The 15470-nt window shown below is 73.5% G+C and carries 15 protein-coding genes and 1 other RNA gene; 8 read left to right on the forward strand and 8 right to left on the reverse strand.

Translation table 11 applies throughout. From position 1 onward, the window contains the following. Window positions 1–29 precede the first annotated feature (29 nt). From RLT58_RS25625 to RLT58_RS25635, 3 genes are read left to right on the forward strand one after another with little or no spacing between them, the layout of a single operon-like run. Window positions 30–866, forward strand: a complete 837-nt coding sequence (locus tag RLT58_RS25625; protein WP_311312711.1) for a Nif3-like dinuclear metal center hexameric protein — start codon at window positions 30–32, stop codon at window positions 864–866. Continuing rightward, window positions 863–1606, forward strand: coding sequence for a zinc ribbon domain-containing protein (locus RLT58_RS25630; RefSeq protein ID WP_311314649.1), 744 nt, complete (start codon window positions 863–865; stop codon window positions 1604–1606). Before RLT58_RS25625 ends, RLT58_RS25630 begins: the two co-directional genes overlap by 4 nt. Continuing rightward, window positions 1606–2889 carry a bifunctional RNase H/acid phosphatase gene (locus tag RLT58_RS25635; RefSeq protein WP_311312712.1) on the forward strand — a complete coding sequence of 428 codons (1284 nt, stop codon included), beginning with the start codon at window positions 1606–1608 and terminating at the stop codon, window positions 2887–2889. The genes RLT58_RS25630 and RLT58_RS25635 overlap by 1 nt, the downstream gene beginning before the upstream one ends. Before the next feature lie 228 nt (window positions 2890–3117). Here the strand turns inward: RLT58_RS25635 and eda are convergent, their stop codons facing one another. Together eda and yaaA are read right to left on the reverse strand one after the other, a co-directional pair. Then, window positions 3118–3738 (reverse strand): bifunctional 4-hydroxy-2-oxoglutarate aldolase/2-dehydro-3-deoxy-phosphogluconate aldolase, encoded by a 621-nt coding sequence (gene eda / locus RLT58_RS25640; protein ID WP_311312713.1) that lies wholly within the window; start codon window positions 3736–3738, stop codon window positions 3118–3120. Window positions 3739–3836: 98 nt separating this feature from the next. Continuing rightward, window positions 3837–4637 (reverse strand): peroxide stress protein YaaA, encoded by an 801-nt coding sequence (yaaA, locus tag RLT58_RS25645; RefSeq protein WP_311312714.1) that lies wholly within the window; start codon window positions 4635–4637, stop codon window positions 3837–3839. Between the two features lie 190 nt (window positions 4638–4827). Between yaaA and RLT58_RS25650 the strand changes: the two genes are divergently transcribed. From RLT58_RS25650 to rnpB, 3 genes are all read left to right on the forward strand, one after another. After that, window positions 4828–6249, forward strand: coding sequence for an RNB domain-containing ribonuclease (locus RLT58_RS25650; protein ID WP_311314650.1), 1422 nt, complete (start codon window positions 4828–4830; stop codon window positions 6247–6249). Between the two features lie 67 nt (window positions 6250–6316). Next, window positions 6317–6844: a TetR/AcrR family transcriptional regulator gene (locus RLT58_RS25655; protein ID WP_311312715.1), complete on the forward strand. Its 528-nt coding sequence runs from the start codon at window positions 6317–6319 to the stop codon at window positions 6842–6844. A 132-nt stretch (window positions 6845–6976) separates the two neighbouring features. Continuing rightward, window positions 6977–7378: RNase P RNA component class A (gene rnpB / locus RLT58_RS25660), an RNA gene on the forward strand. A gap of 30 nt (window positions 7379–7408) precedes the next feature. On the opposite strand, the gene RLT58_RS25665 is transcribed toward rnpB, so the two are convergent. Beyond that, the gene (locus RLT58_RS25665) at window positions 7409–8227 is read right to left on the reverse strand and encodes a DUF899 family protein (RefSeq protein WP_311312716.1); all 819 of its coding nucleotides are present in this window, start codon (window positions 8225–8227) and stop codon (window positions 7409–7411) included. 219 nt (window positions 8228–8446) lie between these two features. After that, a complete protein-coding gene (locus RLT58_RS25670) occupies window positions 8447–8824 on the reverse strand; it encodes a VOC family protein (RefSeq protein ID WP_311312717.1) in 378 nt (125 codons plus the stop codon). Between the two features lie 236 nt (window positions 8825–9060). On the opposite strand from RLT58_RS25670, the gene RLT58_RS25675 reads away from it, so the two are divergent. Beyond that, window positions 9061–10050: a ScbA/BarX family gamma-butyrolactone biosynthesis protein gene (locus RLT58_RS25675; RefSeq protein ID WP_311312718.1), complete on the forward strand. Its 990-nt coding sequence runs from the start codon at window positions 9061–9063 to the stop codon at window positions 10048–10050. 6 nt (window positions 10051–10056) lie between these two features. On the opposite strand, the gene RLT58_RS25680 is transcribed toward RLT58_RS25675, so the two are convergent. The 3 genes from RLT58_RS25680 to RLT58_RS25690 all read right to left on the reverse strand — a co-directional run bounded on the left by RLT58_RS25680 (window position 10057) and on the right by RLT58_RS25690 (window position 12440). Then, window positions 10057–10950 (reverse strand): PhzF family protein, encoded by an 894-nt coding sequence (locus RLT58_RS25680; protein WP_311312719.1) that lies wholly within the window; start codon window positions 10948–10950, stop codon window positions 10057–10059. Between the two features lie 90 nt (window positions 10951–11040). Then, complete coding sequence (locus RLT58_RS25685) at window positions 11041–11508, reverse strand: lamin tail domain-containing protein (RefSeq protein WP_311312720.1); 468 nt, start codon at window positions 11506–11508, stop codon at window positions 11041–11043. A gap of 158 nt (window positions 11509–11666) precedes the next feature. Beyond that, a complete protein-coding gene (locus RLT58_RS25690; RefSeq protein ID WP_311312721.1) occupies window positions 11667–12440 on the reverse strand; it encodes an SDR family oxidoreductase in 774 nt (257 codons plus the stop codon). Window positions 12441–12748: 308 nt separating this feature from the next. Here RLT58_RS25690 and RLT58_RS25695 point away from each other — a divergent pair, with 308 nt between their 5' ends. Further along, window positions 12749–14377 (forward strand): alkaline phosphatase D family protein, encoded by a 1629-nt coding sequence (locus RLT58_RS25695; protein ID WP_311312722.1) that lies wholly within the window; start codon window positions 12749–12751, stop codon window positions 14375–14377. On the opposite strand, the gene RLT58_RS25700 is transcribed toward RLT58_RS25695, so the two are convergent. Then, the gene (locus tag RLT58_RS25700; RefSeq protein WP_311312723.1) at window positions 14364–15404 is read right to left on the reverse strand and encodes a Gfo/Idh/MocA family protein; all 1041 of its coding nucleotides are present in this window, start codon (window positions 15402–15404) and stop codon (window positions 14364–14366) included. The two genes, RLT58_RS25695 and RLT58_RS25700, sit on opposite strands and share 14 nt — an antisense overlap. Window positions 15405–15470 lie beyond the last annotated feature (66 nt).

Consider the following 15470-nt stretch of genomic DNA (forward strand, 5'->3'; position numbering starts at 1 on the left):
GGGCACGGAGGACAGGTAGCCTTTCCTCCGTGCCCCGTCTGTCTGATGTCATCTCCGAGCTCGACGCCCTCTGGCCGCCCGAGCGGGCCGAAGGATGGGACGCGGTCGGCACCGTCTGCGGTGACCCGGACGCCCACGTCGACCGGGTGCTCCTCGCCGTCGACCCCGTCCAGCAGATCGCCGACGAGGCGATGAAGCTCGGCGCCCAGCTGATCGTCACCCACCACCCGCTCTATCTGCGCGGTACGACGACGGTCGCGGCCGGCACCTTCAAGGGCCGGGTCGTGCACACCCTCATCAAGCACGACATCGCGCTGCACGTCGCCCACACCAACGCCGACTCGGCGGACCCCGGTGTCTCCGACGCCCTGGCCGGCGCCCTCGGCCTGCGCGTCGAGCGGCCGCTCGTGCCGGACCCCACCGACCCCGCGGGCCGCCGCGGACTCGGCCGGATCTGCACGCTCGACCACCCCGAGACCCTGCGCGCGTTCGCCGCCCGCGCCGCCGCCCGGCTGCCCGCCACCGCGCAGGGCATCCGCCTCGCCGGCGACCCTGACGCCCTCGTACGCACCGTCGCGGTCAGCGGCGGCTCCGGCGACAGCCTCTTCGACGCGGTGCGCGCCGCCGGTGCGGACGCCTTCCTCACCGCCGACCTGCGCCACCACCCGGCCTCCGAGGCCGTCCAGCACTCGCCGCTCGGCCTGGTCGATGCCGCACACTGGGCCACCGAGTGGCCGTGGTGCGAGCAGGCCGCGGCACAGCTCGACGCGATTTCCGACCGCCACGGATGGGACCTGCGGGTCCATGTCTCGAAGCAGGTCACCGACCCCTGGACCACCCACCACTCTTCTGGAGCCCCCAACTGAACGCCGCGCCCGCCGACCAGATCCGACTCCTCGACGTCCAGGCCCTCGACCAGCGTCTCTCCCAGCTCGCGCACAAGCGCAAGTCCCTCCCCGAGCACGCCGAGATCGAGTCGCTCACGGCCGACCTCACCCAGCTCCGCGACCTCCTCGTCGCCTCGACGACCGAGGAGAGCGACACCGCCCGCGAGCAGACCAAGGCCGAGCAGGACGTCGACCAGGTCCGCCAGCGCGCCGCCCGCGACCAGCAGCGCCTGGACTCCGGTGCGGTCACCTCGCCCAAGGACCTGGAGAGCCTCCAGCGCGAGATCGTCTCGCTGGCCAAGCGCCAGGGCGACCTGGAGGACGTCGTCCTCGAGGTCATGGAGCGCCGCGAGTCCGCGCAGGAGCGCGTCGCCGAGCTGACCGACCGGGTCTCCGCCGTGCAGGCCAAGGCCGACGACGCGATCGCCCGCCGGGACGCGGCCACAGAGGAGCTCGACGCGGAGACCGCCACGGTCACCAAGGAGCGCGAGGTCGTCGCCGGTTCCGTCCCCGCCGACCTGCTCAAGCTGTACGAGAAGCTCCGCGTCCAGCAGGGCGGGGTGGGCGCCGCCCGCCTCTACCAGCGCCGCTGCGAGGGCTGCCGCCTCGAACTCAACATCACCGAGGTCAACGACGTGAAGGCCGCGTCCCCCGACACCGTGCTGCGCTGCGAGAACTGCCACCGCATCCTGGTGCGCACGGCCGACTCGGGTCTGTAATGACGCAGCCGCGCCAGTTCGTCGTCGAGGCCGACGGCGGCTCCCGGGGCAACCCGGGGCCCGCCGGCTACGGCGCGGTCGTCATCGACCCGGCGACGGGGGAGACCCTGGCCGAGGCCGCCGAGTACATCGGCGTGGCGACGAACAACGTCGCGGAGTACAAGGGCCTCATCGCCGGTCTGCGGGCCGCGAAGGCGCTCGTGCCGGACGCCTCGGCCGACGGAGCGCTGCGGGTCCACGTCCGGATGGACTCCAAGCTGGTCGTGGAGCAGATGTCGGGCCGCTGGAAGATCAAGCACCCGGACATGAAGCCGCTCGCGGCCGAGGCCGCGCGCATCCTCCCGGCATCCGCCGTGACCTACGAGTGGATCCCGCGCGCCCAGAACAAGCACGCGGACCGGCTCGCCAACGAGGCGATGGACGCGGGCAAGCGGGGCAAGCAGTGGGAGGCGTCCGCCTCGACGGCCGCCCTCGACACCCCCAAGTCCTCCGTGGCCGCCGTCCTGCCGCCGGTCTCGGGCCCGCCCGGTGACGCGACGGCCGGCGCGGCACGGGCCAGGGCGGCACTGAACCGGCCCGCCGTCCCGGCGGCGCCCGCAGAGCGGCCCTCGGCCGACCCGGTCACTCCGCAGACCGGCTGGAGCGCGGCCCCCGACCTCGGCGCGCCCGCCACCTTCGTCCTGCTGCGCCACGGCGAGACCGCCCTCACCCCGGAGAAGCGGTTCTCCGGGAGCGGCGGCACCGATCCCGAACTCTCCGCCGCCGGCCGCGACCAGGCCGAGCGCGCCGCCGAGGCCTTCGCCGCTCGGGGGACCGTGCAGGAGATCGTCAGCTCACCGCTGCGCCGCTGCCGCGAGACGGCCGCGGCGGTCGCCGCCCGGCTGGGCCTGGACGTCACGGTCGAGGACGGGCTGCGCGAGACGGACTTCGGGGCCTGGGAGGGCCTCACGTTCGGCGAGGTCAGGGAGCGGTACGGCGCCGATCTGGACGCCTGGCTCGCCTCCCCGGACGTGGCCCCCACCGGCGGCGGCGAGAGCTTCGCGGAGGTGGCGCGCCGGGTCGCGGCCGCCCGCGACCGGCTCGTCACCCGCCATGCCGGGCGCACGGTCCTGCTGGTCACGCATGTCACGCCGATCAAGACCCTGGTGCGGCTGGCGCTGGGCGCCCCGCCCGAATCCCTGTTCCGGATGGAGCTCTCGGCGGCCTCGGTCTCGGCGGTGGCGTACTACGCGGACGGCAACGCCTCCGTACGGCTGCTGAACGACACCTCGCACCTGCGGTAGCCGGCGCGGTCACCGGCCCCCGGACAGCACTCGGCCCCATCGGCCGGGGGGAAGTCCGATGGGGCCGGGGCGGTTCCGGCAGGCCGGGGGATTGCCTGACGGAACCCGGGTCACCCGGAGTACGGGGCACGTCCCTACAAGGTGTCGTGCCCCGATTGCCGGGGAGCATGCATGCGAATACGCGACGGGTTCGCCGCTGAACGCGCGACGGTCCGCCGTCGCGCGCACTCAGCCGCGCAGGGCCGCCGCCTCGGCGGCCAGCCGCTCCACCCGGGCCCAGTCCCGGGCCGCGACCGCGTCGCCGGGAACCATCCAGCTGCCGCCCACACAGCCCACGTTGGGCAGGGCCAGGTAGGACGGAGCCGAGGCGAGCGAGATGCCGCCCGTCGGGCAGAACCGGGCCTGCGGAAGCGGGGCGGACAGCGCCTTCAGATAGGCCGTGCCGCCCGCCGCCTCGGCCGGGAAGAACTTCATTCCGGTCACCCCGCGTTCCAGCAGCGCGACCACCTCGGACGTCGTCGAGACGCCGGGGAGGAACGGCAGCCCCGACTCCTGCATCGCGTCCAGCAGGGTGTCCGTCCAGCCGGGGCTGACCAGGAACCGGGCCCCGGCATCCGCGGTGTCGGAGACGTTCCGCGCCGAGATCACCGTGCCCGCGCCGACCACCGCGTCCGGCACCTCCGCCGCAATGGCGCGGATCGCGTCCAGGGCGGCCGCCGTGCGCAGGGTCACCTCGATCGCCGGAAGCCCGCCCGCGACCAGCGCCCGGGCGAGCGGCACCGCGTCGGCGGCGTCCTCCAGGACGACGACGGGCACGACGGGGGCAAGATCCAGCACGGATGAGGTCATGGCCTCATCCTGCCTCGCGCACCGCACTGTACGCAACGAGCGTTGCGCATGGTGCAACGCACGGGGGTCTGCTCACCCGTCACGGAGGCCGCTCCCCGTCAGTGGATCTCCGTCACCACCACATCGAGCTGCCACGCCTTGCCCGGCTTGGCGGGGGCCTCGGCCTCCACCACGTAACCGAGATCCCGCAGGGCCGTCACCAGCTCTGCCGGCCCCTTCGGCGCGGCGCCGGCCAGCAGCAGATCGCGGACCATCCGGCCCTTGGTCGCCTTGTTGAAGTGGCTGACCACCGAGCGCTTCTCCACGCCGTCCACCAGCTGGGAGTGCAGCACCCGCACGCTCGCCGTGCGCCCGGCGACCTCGCCCTTCGGCTTCCACGCCGCCGTGTACGCGGACGAGCGCAGGTCCAGTACCAGACCGTCCCCGGCCGCCTCCGGCATGACCTCCGCCATCGGGGTCCGCCAGAACGCCCCGAGCGCGCCGGGGCCGGGCAGCTTCACGCCCATCGAGCAGCGGTAGGGCGGGATCCGGTCGCCGATGCGCACCGCGCCCCACAGCCCGGAGAACACCAGCAGCGACCTGGCGGCCAGCCGGCGCGCGGCCGGGTCCAGGGACGCCAGGTCCAGCGCGTCGTAGAGCACCCCGGTGTACAGCTCCCCGGCCGGACGCGTGCCCGCCGTCCGCAGCTCCACGTTCTTCGCGACCTCGCCGCGCAGGCCCTCGCTCAGCCCCAGCACCTCGCGGGCCTTCTCCTCGTCCGCCGCACACAGCTCCACGAGCGCGTCCAGCACGGCGGCCCGCGCCTCGGCCAGGCCCGGCAGCGACAGCGACTCGGGCTTCAGGGGCGCCCCCCGCCCCGAAGCGGCCTTTCCCTCGGAGGGCGGCAACAGCACGAGCACGGCGGTTCTCCTTCGTACGTACGGAAACGGGGCCCCGGCCTGCGCACACGGGTCCTGGCGGTGCGGCGCCCGGACCCGTTCGAAACCCCCGGCCAGCGTACGGGGCGCGGGCCCCGGACCCCGCTCCGCCCGGGATGCCACCGGCACCGCCCCGCCCTACGCTCGGTCCATGCCCCGCCGCCATCTGCACATGACCGGCGCAGCCGACACCCCGCTGCGGGCCGCCCTGCGTGCGCTGCGCACCGAACTCGGGCTCCCCGACGGCTTCCCGCCCGAGGTGCTCGCCGAAGCGGCCGATGCGGCCCGGAACCCGGAACTCTCCGGGCACGAGGACGCGACCGACCTGCCCTTCCTCACCATCGACCCGCCCACCTCCACCGACCTCGACCAGGCGATGCACCTGGAACGCCGCCCGCACGGCTACCGCGTGCACTACGCCATCGCCGACGTCGCCGCCTTCGTCCGCCCCGGCGGCGCGCTCGACACCGAGGCCCACCGCCGGGTGACCACGCTCTACTTCCCGGACGGCAAGGTCCCCCTGCACCCGGAACTGCTCTCCGAGGGCGCCGCCAGCCTGCTGCCCGGGCAGACCCGGCCGGCGGTGCTGTGGGAGATCGACCTCGACGCGGAGGGCCGCGCCGTCACCACCCGGGTGCGCCGGGCGCTCGTCCGCAGCCGCGCCAAGCTCGACTACGCGGGCGTGCAGCGGCAGATCGACACCGGGACCGCCGAGGAACCGCTCGCGCTGCTCAGGGACATCGGCACCCTGCGCGAGGAGCAGGAGATCGCGCGCGGCGGCATCTCCCTCGACGTGCCCGAGCAGGAGATCGTCGAGCGCGACGGCGGCTACGGCCTCGAATACCGAGCCCCGCTGCCCGCCGACGCCTGGAACGCCCAGATCTCCCTGCTCACCGGCATGGCCGCGGCCCACCTCATGAAGGAGACCGGCACCGGCATCCTGCGTACGCTCCCCGTCGCGCCGGACGGCGCGGTGGCCCGCCTGCGGCGCTCGGCCGAGGCGCTGCACGTGGAGTGGCCGCACCATGTCCCGTACGCGCGGATCGTCCGCTCGCTGGACCCGAGGAGGGCCGACCACGCGGCGTTCCTCCAGGACTGCACCACCCTGCTGCGCGGCGCCGGCTACACGGTCTTCGACCACGGCGACCTGCCCACCCCCGCCGTGCACGCGGCGGTCGCCGACCTCTACACCCACTGCACCGCGCCGCTGCGCCGTCTCGTCGACCGGTATGCGGCCGAGCTGTGCGTCGCCGCCGTCGCGGGGCGCGAGCCGCCCGACTGGGTCCTGGCCGCGCTGCCCGCCCTGCCCAAGGAGATGGCGGACGGCACCCGGCGCGCCAACACCGTGGAGCGCGAGTGCGTGGATCTCGTCGAGGCGGCCCTGCTCAAGGACCGGGTGGGCGCGGTCTTCGACGCCTATGTGGTGGACGTCCAGGAGAAGGAACCGACCACCGGCACCATCCACATCGACGACCCGGCGATCGTCGCCCGGATCGAGGGCGGCACCGCGCAGCTCCCCCTGGGCAAGCGCCTGCGGGTCCGGCTCACCCAGGCGGACCCGGGCACGTCGAAGGTGCTGTTCGCCCCCGCCTGAGCCGGCCCGCACCCCGTCTCGTACGATCACGCCTTCGCCCTCCCCGCCCCCCGAACGAAGGACCGGCGTGACCGACCTCGCGGCCCAGCCCGTCACCGACCGCGCCCGCCAGATCCTCGCCGCCGCCCGCACCCTCCTGGAGCACGAGGGCCCGGAGGCGCTCACGATGCGAAGGCTCGCCGGCTGTGTGGGGATCACCGCGCCGTCCCTCTACAAGCACTTCCCGGACAAGTCGTCCGTGGTGAGCGCGCTGGCCGACGCGATGCTGAGGGAGACCGCCGAGGCCCTGGAGGCGGCGGAGACCGCCGCGCCGGGCTCCTTCCCGGCCCTGGCCACCGCCTACCGCACCCATGCCCTCGCCCACCCCCACCTCTACCGCCTCACCACGGGCCGCCCCCTCCAGCACGACCTGGAACAACGCGCCTCCGCCCCGCTGTTGCGCGCCCTGGCCGGCGACGAGGGCCGCGCCAGAGCGGCCTGGGCCTTCGCCCACGGCATGGTCGTCATGGAACTGAACGGCCGCTTCCCCACGGCCCCCGACGTCGCGGCGGCCTGGGAGGCGGGGATCGCGGCGTTCACGCCGGGCCGCCTCTGACAACGGCGCACGGGCAGGCGCCACCGCCGCGCCCGGGACCCTTCGGGCGGCCCTTCGGGCCGGATCTGGAGACCGAGGCCTCCTCCGAGCGGTCCGCCCGCCCCGGCCGGGTAGCATGGGCGCCACGGCAGACGAGCCGGGCGGACGGCCGCGTGAGGATCTTCGGACCCTCCCGAGGAACGTCCGGGCTCCACAGGGCAGGGTGATGGCTAACGGCCACCCGGGGTGACCCGCGGGACAGTGCCACAGAAAACAGACCGCCTTGGGCTTCGGCCCTCGGTAAGGGTGAAACGGTGGTGTAAGAGACCACCAGCGTCCGAGGCGACTCGGACGGCTAGGTAAACCCCACCCGGAGCAAGGTCAAGAGGGGCCGTCGCAGGACGGCCCTGCGCGAACGTTCGAGGGCTGCCCGCCCGAGTTCGCGGGTAGACCGCACGAGACCGGCAGCAATGCCGGTCCTAGATGGATGGCCGTCTCCCCGGCCGCCGCGAGGCGACCGGGCGACAGAACCCGGCGTACAGCCCGACTCGTCTGCCGGCTGAGCCCGTTCCCGGGGCGGCCGCCTCAGTGGTGGTCGCCCCTGCGGCCAAGAGTCTTCTCCGGAGTCGCGTCCGGGCGGGTCCACTGGGGGGTGGGGCGGCCGGTCGGGCCCCAGGTGGCGTGGCCGGTCGCGTCCGTGCGCCAGTACCAGCAGGACTGGCGGGCCGCGGCCGGGTGGCTCTCGTGGACGTCGCCGAGTACGCGGCGGCCCTCGGGGTTGTCCTCCCAGGCCTCGCCGCGGCCGTACGGGGTCATGTCGAGGAGGGCGAGGGAGCCGTTGACCGGTTCGTTGCCCCGGCCCGTCGTGGAGTAGGTCAGGAACACGCGGTCGCCCTCGCGCAGGAAGCTGATGAGGTGGCCCATCTCGCCGCCGATCGGCGGTGCCACGTCCCGTACCGAGTACCAGGGCTGGGTGTAGCCCATGAACGCGACGTAGGGGGCCACCTCGTCCCACGGGCCCGAGGTCAGGACCGCGCAGGAGACGCCTCGGGCGTTGAGGTAGACGGCGTCCCTCATGTGCCAGGCCGTGGTCGTGCAGCCCTCGCACTGGCCCTGGTGCGGGGCGCCGTCGTACCACATGTGCTGGTAGACGACGAGTTCGTCGCGTCCCTCGAACAGGTCGAGGAAGGGGACCGGTCCGCCGGCTCCGGTGACCTCGGCCGTGCCGTCCACCTCCACCATCGGCAGCCGTCGCCGGGCCGCGGCGATCGCGTCGCCCTCGTGGGTGTGCGCCTTCTCGCGGACGAGGAGCTTCGCGCGCTCGTCCTCCCAGGTGGCCGGGTCGACGACCGGCGGCAGGCCGTCGGGCAGATCGGTGTGCGCATGGCCGGGCGTGCTCGTCATGGTTCCTCCGCGCTCTCGTGCCGGACGGCGCCGGGGGACCGGTGTCCGGTCCTCGACGCTCACCAGTGGAGACTCGCGAAGCGGGCGGAACTCATCGCGACGGGCCCGGCAGCGAGGTCGTTGCCGGGCCCGTCGCGGTACGCGTCGCACGCGGGAGTCCGCTCTCCGCGGCTGGGTGTCCGGGGGGTCCGGGGCGGCCCCACCTGCGGACTCCTCGGATCAGCGGTGCGTCAGGACGTTGATCACGCGGCCGTTCGGGTCGCGCACGAAGAAGCGGCGGACGCCCCACTCCTCGTCCTGCGGGCCGTACACGACCTCCGCGCCGCTGCGCACCACCGCCGCGTGCACCGCGTCCACGTCCTCCACCTCCACGCTCACGTCCGGGGCGACCGGCCCGGTCAGGTCGGCGGTCATGATGCTGACCTGGGCGGCGGGGTGGGTCGGCGAGGCCAGCGTCATGATCCAGCCGTGGTTCATGACCTCCTCGAAGCCGAGGAGCCCGTAGAAATCGGCATTCGCCCGCAGGACGGCGGCGTCGGCCCCGGCCTCCTCGCTCGTACCGACCGGGATGTTGGTGACCACACGGCGGATGGACATCGGGTGCTCCTTGTCACGTGGCTGGCGTTTCGGTACCCGACTCTACGGATCAACGGACCCCGCGCGACGGCATCTTGGGTCCGGTCCCGGCCGCGCCGTCGGGCGGCGCGCGGTGGTGGCGCGAGCGAGGTGCCGGACGTTGGCTGGAACACGCGGCCGGGCCGGGGCAAACTGGCCCATCGACAGCCCGGCCGGGACAACTCGGCCCATCGATTCGGATCTCCTGGGGGCGCCTCATGGTTCAGCTCACCTCGCGCAACGCTTCGGTGCCGGTCGAGCGCACAGCCCCGCCCGCCGCCGGTGCGGCGGCTCCCGGACGCGGGGAGGGGCCGGCCGATCTCGTCAGGCGGCTCGTCCACCGGACGCGACCGCAGGACGTGTTCCCCACCGGGCTCACCCGGCTGACCGACACCCAGTTCTCGGTATCCGCCCACTGGCCGCGCGCCCACAGCGTCTTCGCCCCCGTCGGCGGCAGCCGCCAGGACCCCCTGCTCATAGCGGAGACCATGCGCCAGTCGGCCATGCTGATCGCCCACGCCGAGTTCGGGGTGCCGGTCGGCGACGCCTTCGTGATGTGGGACCTGCGCTACACCGCCGCGCCCGACCGACTCGTGCTGGGCGAGGACCCCTGGGACATCACGGTGGACGTGTCCTGTTCGGACGTCCGCCGCCGCGGCCGGAGTCTCGGCTCCATGACCGTCGAATACCTCCTGCACCGCAGCGGAGTGGTGCTCGCCTCCGGTGAGGCCCGGATGAGCCGCATCGCCGCCGCCGCGTACCACCGGCTGCGGGGTCATCGCGCCGGCACCTCGGCCCCCCTGCTGCCGGCGCTCGCGCCGAGCGCGGTCGGCCGGGCCGCCGAGCGGGACGTGGTCCTCGGGCCCGCCGCCGCCCCCGGCCGGTGGCCGCTGCGGCTGGACACCCGGCACCCGACGCTGTTCGGCCGCCCCAACGACCATGTGCCGGGCCTCCTGCTGATGGAGGCGGCCCGGCAGGCGGCCACCGCCTGCGCCCCGGCGCTCTTCCCGGCGTCGATGCGGGCCGACTTCCTCCGGTACGTCGAGCTGGACCTGCCCTGCTGGATCGAGGCCCGGCCCGCCCCGGCCGGCGGCGGCGCGCCGGACGGGGTGCTGGTACGGGCGGTGCAGGACGGCGCCACCGTCTTCACCTGCGCGCTCGGCCCGTCGGACCCCGGCCCGTACGACGGGCCGGGCGCGCACGACTGAGGGAGGTCAGACCTCGTCCGGCGCCGGGATGCGGGTGCCCGTCCCGCTCACCCGCACCCGCGCGTCGCCCGCCCGCAGGGTGACGGTGAGCGTGCCGGGGCGGCCCATGTCCTCGCCCTGGTGCAGGGTCAGTTCGGCTGCCTCCGGCACCAGGCCCCGCTCGCGCAGGTACGCGCCGAAGGCGGCCGCCGCCGCGCCCGTCGCCGGGTCCTCCACCACCCCGCCGACCGGGAACGGGTCGCGCACGTGGAAGACGGTGTCCGAGGCCCGCCACACCAGCTGGAGCGTGGTGAGGTCCAGCCGGTGCATGAGCGCTTCGAGGCGGGCGAAGTCGTAGTCCAGCGCGGCGAGCCGTTCGCGGGTCGCGGCGGCCAGCACGAGGTGGCGGGCGCCCGCGTAGGCGATACGGGGCGCCAGCGCCGGGTCGAGGTCGGCGGCCGGCCAGTCCAGGGCGGCCAGCGCTTCCGCCAGGTCGTCCGGGGCGATGTCCTCGGTGTGCGGGGCCACGCTGGTCAGGGTGGCCCGCAGCTCGCCGTCCTCGCGGGTGACGGCGACCGGCACCGTACCGGCGCGGGTCGCGAACTCCAGCTCGCCCGGGCCGTCCCGCTCGGCGAGGGCCAGGGCCGTCGCGACGGTGGCGTGCCCGCAGAACGGCACCTCGGCCTTCGGGCTGAAGTAGCGGATCGTGAAACCGCGCGCACCCGGCTCCGCGTCGTCGGTGGCATCGGTCCGGCCCGTCAGGAACGCCGACTCGCTGTAGCCGAGTTCCGCCGCCACGGCCAGCATGGCCGCGTCGTCGAGGCCGGACGCGTCGAGGACGACCCCGGCGGGATTGCCGCCCTCGGGGTCGGCCGAAAAGGCGGTGTAACGCAGGACCGTGGTCCGGGGGAGCTCGCTCATGTGCCCGACAACCGCGCCCCGGCCCGGGGCATTCCCCGGGGCCCCGCCCACCCCCTCACCGGGCGGGACCCCGGGTCGCGCGGGGGTGGGTCAGTGGCAGTTCTTGGTGCCCTTGCCCGACTTCGTCCAGGAGCAGGAGTCCAGGGCCTTGCCGTTCGGCTTGATCAGCCGCGCCTTGTCACCGGTGTTGTTCCAGACGTACGAGCCCCGGTTCCAGTACACATGGCCCGGGCTGGTCCTGCCCCGGCCCGTGTGCACCTTGACGGTCTTGCCCGCGCCGACGTTGTAGCTGCCGAAGGTGTAGGTGTAGCCGGTGTTGTCCTTGAGCTTGTAGCCCTTGAGCTGCACCTTAGCCTTGGTGTTGTTGTGGATCTCGACCCATTCGGCGTTCAGCGAGGCGTTGGACCGGGTGTCCTTGCCGGGGCTGTCGTACTGGATCTTGCCGAGGTGCACCCCGCTCTGGTGCTTCGCGGCCGATGCCGGTGTCGCGAGGAGCAGCGAACCGGTGAGCGCGGTCGTGGCGGCCAGAGCGAGAGGCACCGCGGTGCGTATGCGCATGCTGTGTTCCTTGTGTGGAGTTCCGGTGAAGAGCTGTGAGCATAAGGGCAGCACGCGCTTGCCGGACCAGGTGGGGCCTGTTTCCGGCACGGATTGGCTGCTTCTGTGCGGGGACGGATCAATTGCGCCCGTACGGGGGCGGGTTCCGTCCGGACGCGTCAGCCCCGGCCCACGTACGGCATCGCCGTCGCCAGGACCGTTGCGAACTGGATGTTCGCCTCCAGTGGCAGGTCCGCCATGTGCAGCACGGTCCTGGCCACGTCCGCGGCCGCCATCACCGGCTCCGCGGCCAGCTCGCCGTTGGCCTGGAGGATCCCGGTCTGCATCCGCTCGGTCATCTCGGTGGCGGCGTTGCCGATGTCGATCTGGCCGCAGGCGATGCGGTACGGGCGCCCGTCCAGCGACAGTGACTTGGTCAGACCGGTCATCGCGTGCTTGGTCGCGGTGTAGGCGACCGAGTGCGGGCGCGGGGAGTGTGCGGAGATCGAGCCGTTGTTGATGATCCGGCCGCCCTGCGGGTCCTGCTCCTTCATCCGGCGGTACGCCGCCTGCGCGCAGAGGAAGGCGCCCGTCAGGTTCACGTCCACGACCGAGCGCCAGTCCTCGTACGCGAGGTCCTCGACCGGGACGCCGCCGGGGCCGAAGGTGCCCGCGTTGTTGAAGAGCAGATCGAGGCGGCCGAAGGTCTCCCGTACGGAGGCGAACAGCGCGTCCACGTCCTGCGGGCGCGAGACATCGGCCGGGACGGTGATCACCCGGGCGTCCTTCCCGGCCAGCTCGGCGGTCTCGGCGAGCGGCCCGGGGCGGCGGCCCGTGAGCGCCACCGACCAGCCGGCGCCGGTCAGGGCGAGGGCCACCGCGCGGCCGATTCCGGAGCCCGCGCCCGTGACCACAGCGGTCTTCGTCGTGGAGTTCAACAGATTGTTGCTCATGCCTCCGCAGCGTACGCCCAGCGGCCCGGCGGGCTCACGGGTGCGGGCCACGCGGGGCCAAATGGCCTGTCCGGGGGGCCGGTTCGCGTCCCAGGGAGTGATTCCCGGGGGTGGTCACGGCGATTCCGGGGGGTCGGGCGCCCGAAGTTAATGATCATGGTTTTGGGCGCATCCGCGGAGTTTGCCCCCGGGGATCCAATCCTGCCGCACTCCTCATCCAGGCGACGCCCGCACGACGCGAGCACGACAACCGCCCGATGCGCCGGGCCGGTGGACTTCCTCCACAACACCAGTCAGGGGAGGGACAGATGACGCACTCATCGCACCAGCAGGAGCTGCGCGACGCCGCCCGGCACACCGACCGCCGCCGCTTTCTCACCGTCAGCGGAGCCGCCGCCGCGCTCGCCTTCTCGGTCGGCCTGCCGGCCGCCGGGACGGCCAGCGCCCGCGAGATGCACGCCCGGCAGATCGGCGAGGACCCGTTCACCCTCGGGGTCGCCTCGGGCGACCCGCTGCCCGACTCCGTCCTCCTGTGGACGCGGCTCGCCCCCCGCCCGTTCGAACCCGACAGCGGACTGCCCCAGGCCCGCGTGGAGGTGCGCTGGGAGCTGGCCCGCGACGAGCGCTTCACCCGGATCGTCCGGCGCGGCACCGCCCTCGCGCACCCGGAGTTCCACCACAGCGTGCACGTCGAGGTCAACGGCCTCGACTCCGACCGCGTCCTCTACTACCGCTTCCGCACCGGACAGTGGACCAGCCCGGTCGGCCGGACCCGCACCGCGCCCGCCCGCAGTGCCCACAAGCGCGAGCTGACCCTGGCCGCCGTCACCTGCCAGGCGTACCACGACGGCTACTTCACCGCCTACAAGCACCTCGCCCAGGAGGACGTCGATGTCGTCTTCCACCTCGGCGACTACCTCTACGAGTACGCGGTCAACGCCGTCGGCGGCGCCCGCAACTACACCGACCGCACCCTGCCCGCCCTCTTCAACCGGGAGACGACCACGCTGGAGGACTACCGCCTGCGGTACGCCCTCTACAAGTCCGACCCCGACCTGCGCGCCGCCCACGCCGCGCATCCCTTCGTCGTCACCTGGGACGACCACGAGACCGAGAACAACTACGCCGGGGACACCTCCGAGGACAACCTGCCGCCCGAGGAGTTCCTTCTCCGCCGGGCCGCCGCCTACCGCGCGTACTGGGAGAACCAGCCGCTGCGCGCCCCCCAGCGGCCGACCGGCCCGGACATGAGGCTCTACCGCCGCCTCCAGTATGGCCGGCTCGCCCAGTTCGACATCCTCGACACCCGCCAGTACCGCAGCGACCAGGCGTACGGCGACGGCTGGCAGACCCCCGGACCCGAGTCCGAGGACCCCTCGCGCACCATCACCGGCGCCACTCAGGAGCGCTGGCTGATCGACGGCTGGCGCCACTCGCGGGCCACCTGGAACGTCGTCCCGCAGCAGGTCACCTTCGCCCGGCGGCGTGATGTGCCGACCGACGCCTACAAGCTGTCGATGGACTCCTGGGACGGCTACACCGCCTCCCGGGACCGCGTCCTGAAGGGCGCCCGCTCCGCCGGGGTGGACAACCTGATGGTGCTGACCGGCGATGTGCACGTGAGCTACGGCTTCGACATCAAGCGGGACTTCGACGACCCGGCGTCGCGCACCGTCGGCACCGAGATCGTCACCACGTCCATCACCAGCGGCAAGGACGGCTCCGAGAAGCCGTCCAACTGGAACAACCTCATGCAGGCCAACCCGCACCTGAAGTTCTACAACGGGCGCCGGGGCTACGCCGTCGTCACCCTCCAGGAGCGGCAGGCGCGCGCCGACTTCCGTACGGTCTCCGCCGTCACCACGCCGGGCGCCCCGATCACCACGGCCGCCTCCCTCGTCACCGAGGTGGGCCGCCAGGGCCTCACTCCGGCCTGATCCCGGCCCCGACCCCGCCGGGCGGGCTCTGGAGCGCGTCTCCCGGGTAGCGGACGCCGATGCGGGCACGTACCGCGTCGAGCGTCCGCATCACCGCGAGCGATCCGTCCAGCGGCACCAGCGGGGACTCCGTCTCCCCGGCGCGGATCGCCCGCATCACCTCGGCCGCCTCGTACTGCATCCCCGACAGGCCCTGCGGACCCGGCCCCGAGGTGATCTCCTCCGGCTCACCGCCCGCCCGGTACAGCGTGAACCGCTGCGGGTAGAAGAAGCTCTCCGGGAAGTCGATCCGCCCCGCCGTCCCGATCACCGAGGCGGCCGTCGGGTGGTGCCCGACGATCGAGCAGGCCAGCAGGGCGGTGGCGCCCGAGTCCCAGCCCAGCAGCATCCCGGTGTTCAGGTCGACGCCCTCCGGCGACAGCAGCGCGTCCGCCTGCACCCGGTCCGGCTCACCCAGCAGCAGCTGGGCGAACGACACCGGGTACACCCCGAGGTCCAGCAGCGCCCCGCCGCCCAGCGCGGGATCGCGCAGCCGGTGCTCGGCGCCGAAGTCGCCCGCGAAGCCGAAGTCGGCCTGCACGGTACGGATCTCGCCGATCGCCCCGTCCCGCACCAGCTCGGTCATCCGCCGGATGACCGGGTTGCAGTACGTCCACATCGCCTCCATCAGGAACAGGCCCCGGTCCCGGGCGAGCTTCACCAGCTCCTGGGCCTCCCGCTCGTCGAGCGTGAACGCCTTCTCGCACAGCACGTGCTTTCCGGCCTCCAGGGCCAGCGCCGCCGCCTCCCGGTGCGCGGAGTGCGGCGTGGCCACGTACACCACGTCCACCTCCGGGTCGGCCACCAGACCGGCCCAGCTCCCGTACGCCCTCGGTATCCCGAACCGCTCCGCGAAGGCCTGCGCGGAGGCGTCCGTACGGGAGGCCACGGCCACCACCTCCGCATCGGGCAGCCCCTGCAGATCGGCGGTGAACGTCGCCGCGATCCCGCCTGTCGCCAGCACACCCCAACGGACAGTCCTGCTCATGCGCGCTCCAAAAAGGTGTCGACCATTCCGGCTGAGCTGAGAGCATAGAGCCGGATTCAACAACCA

Origin of the sequence: Streptomyces sp. ITFR-16, from assembly GCF_031844705.1 — a bacterium.
GTDB lineage: Bacteria > Actinomycetota > Actinomycetes > Streptomycetales > Streptomycetaceae > Streptomyces.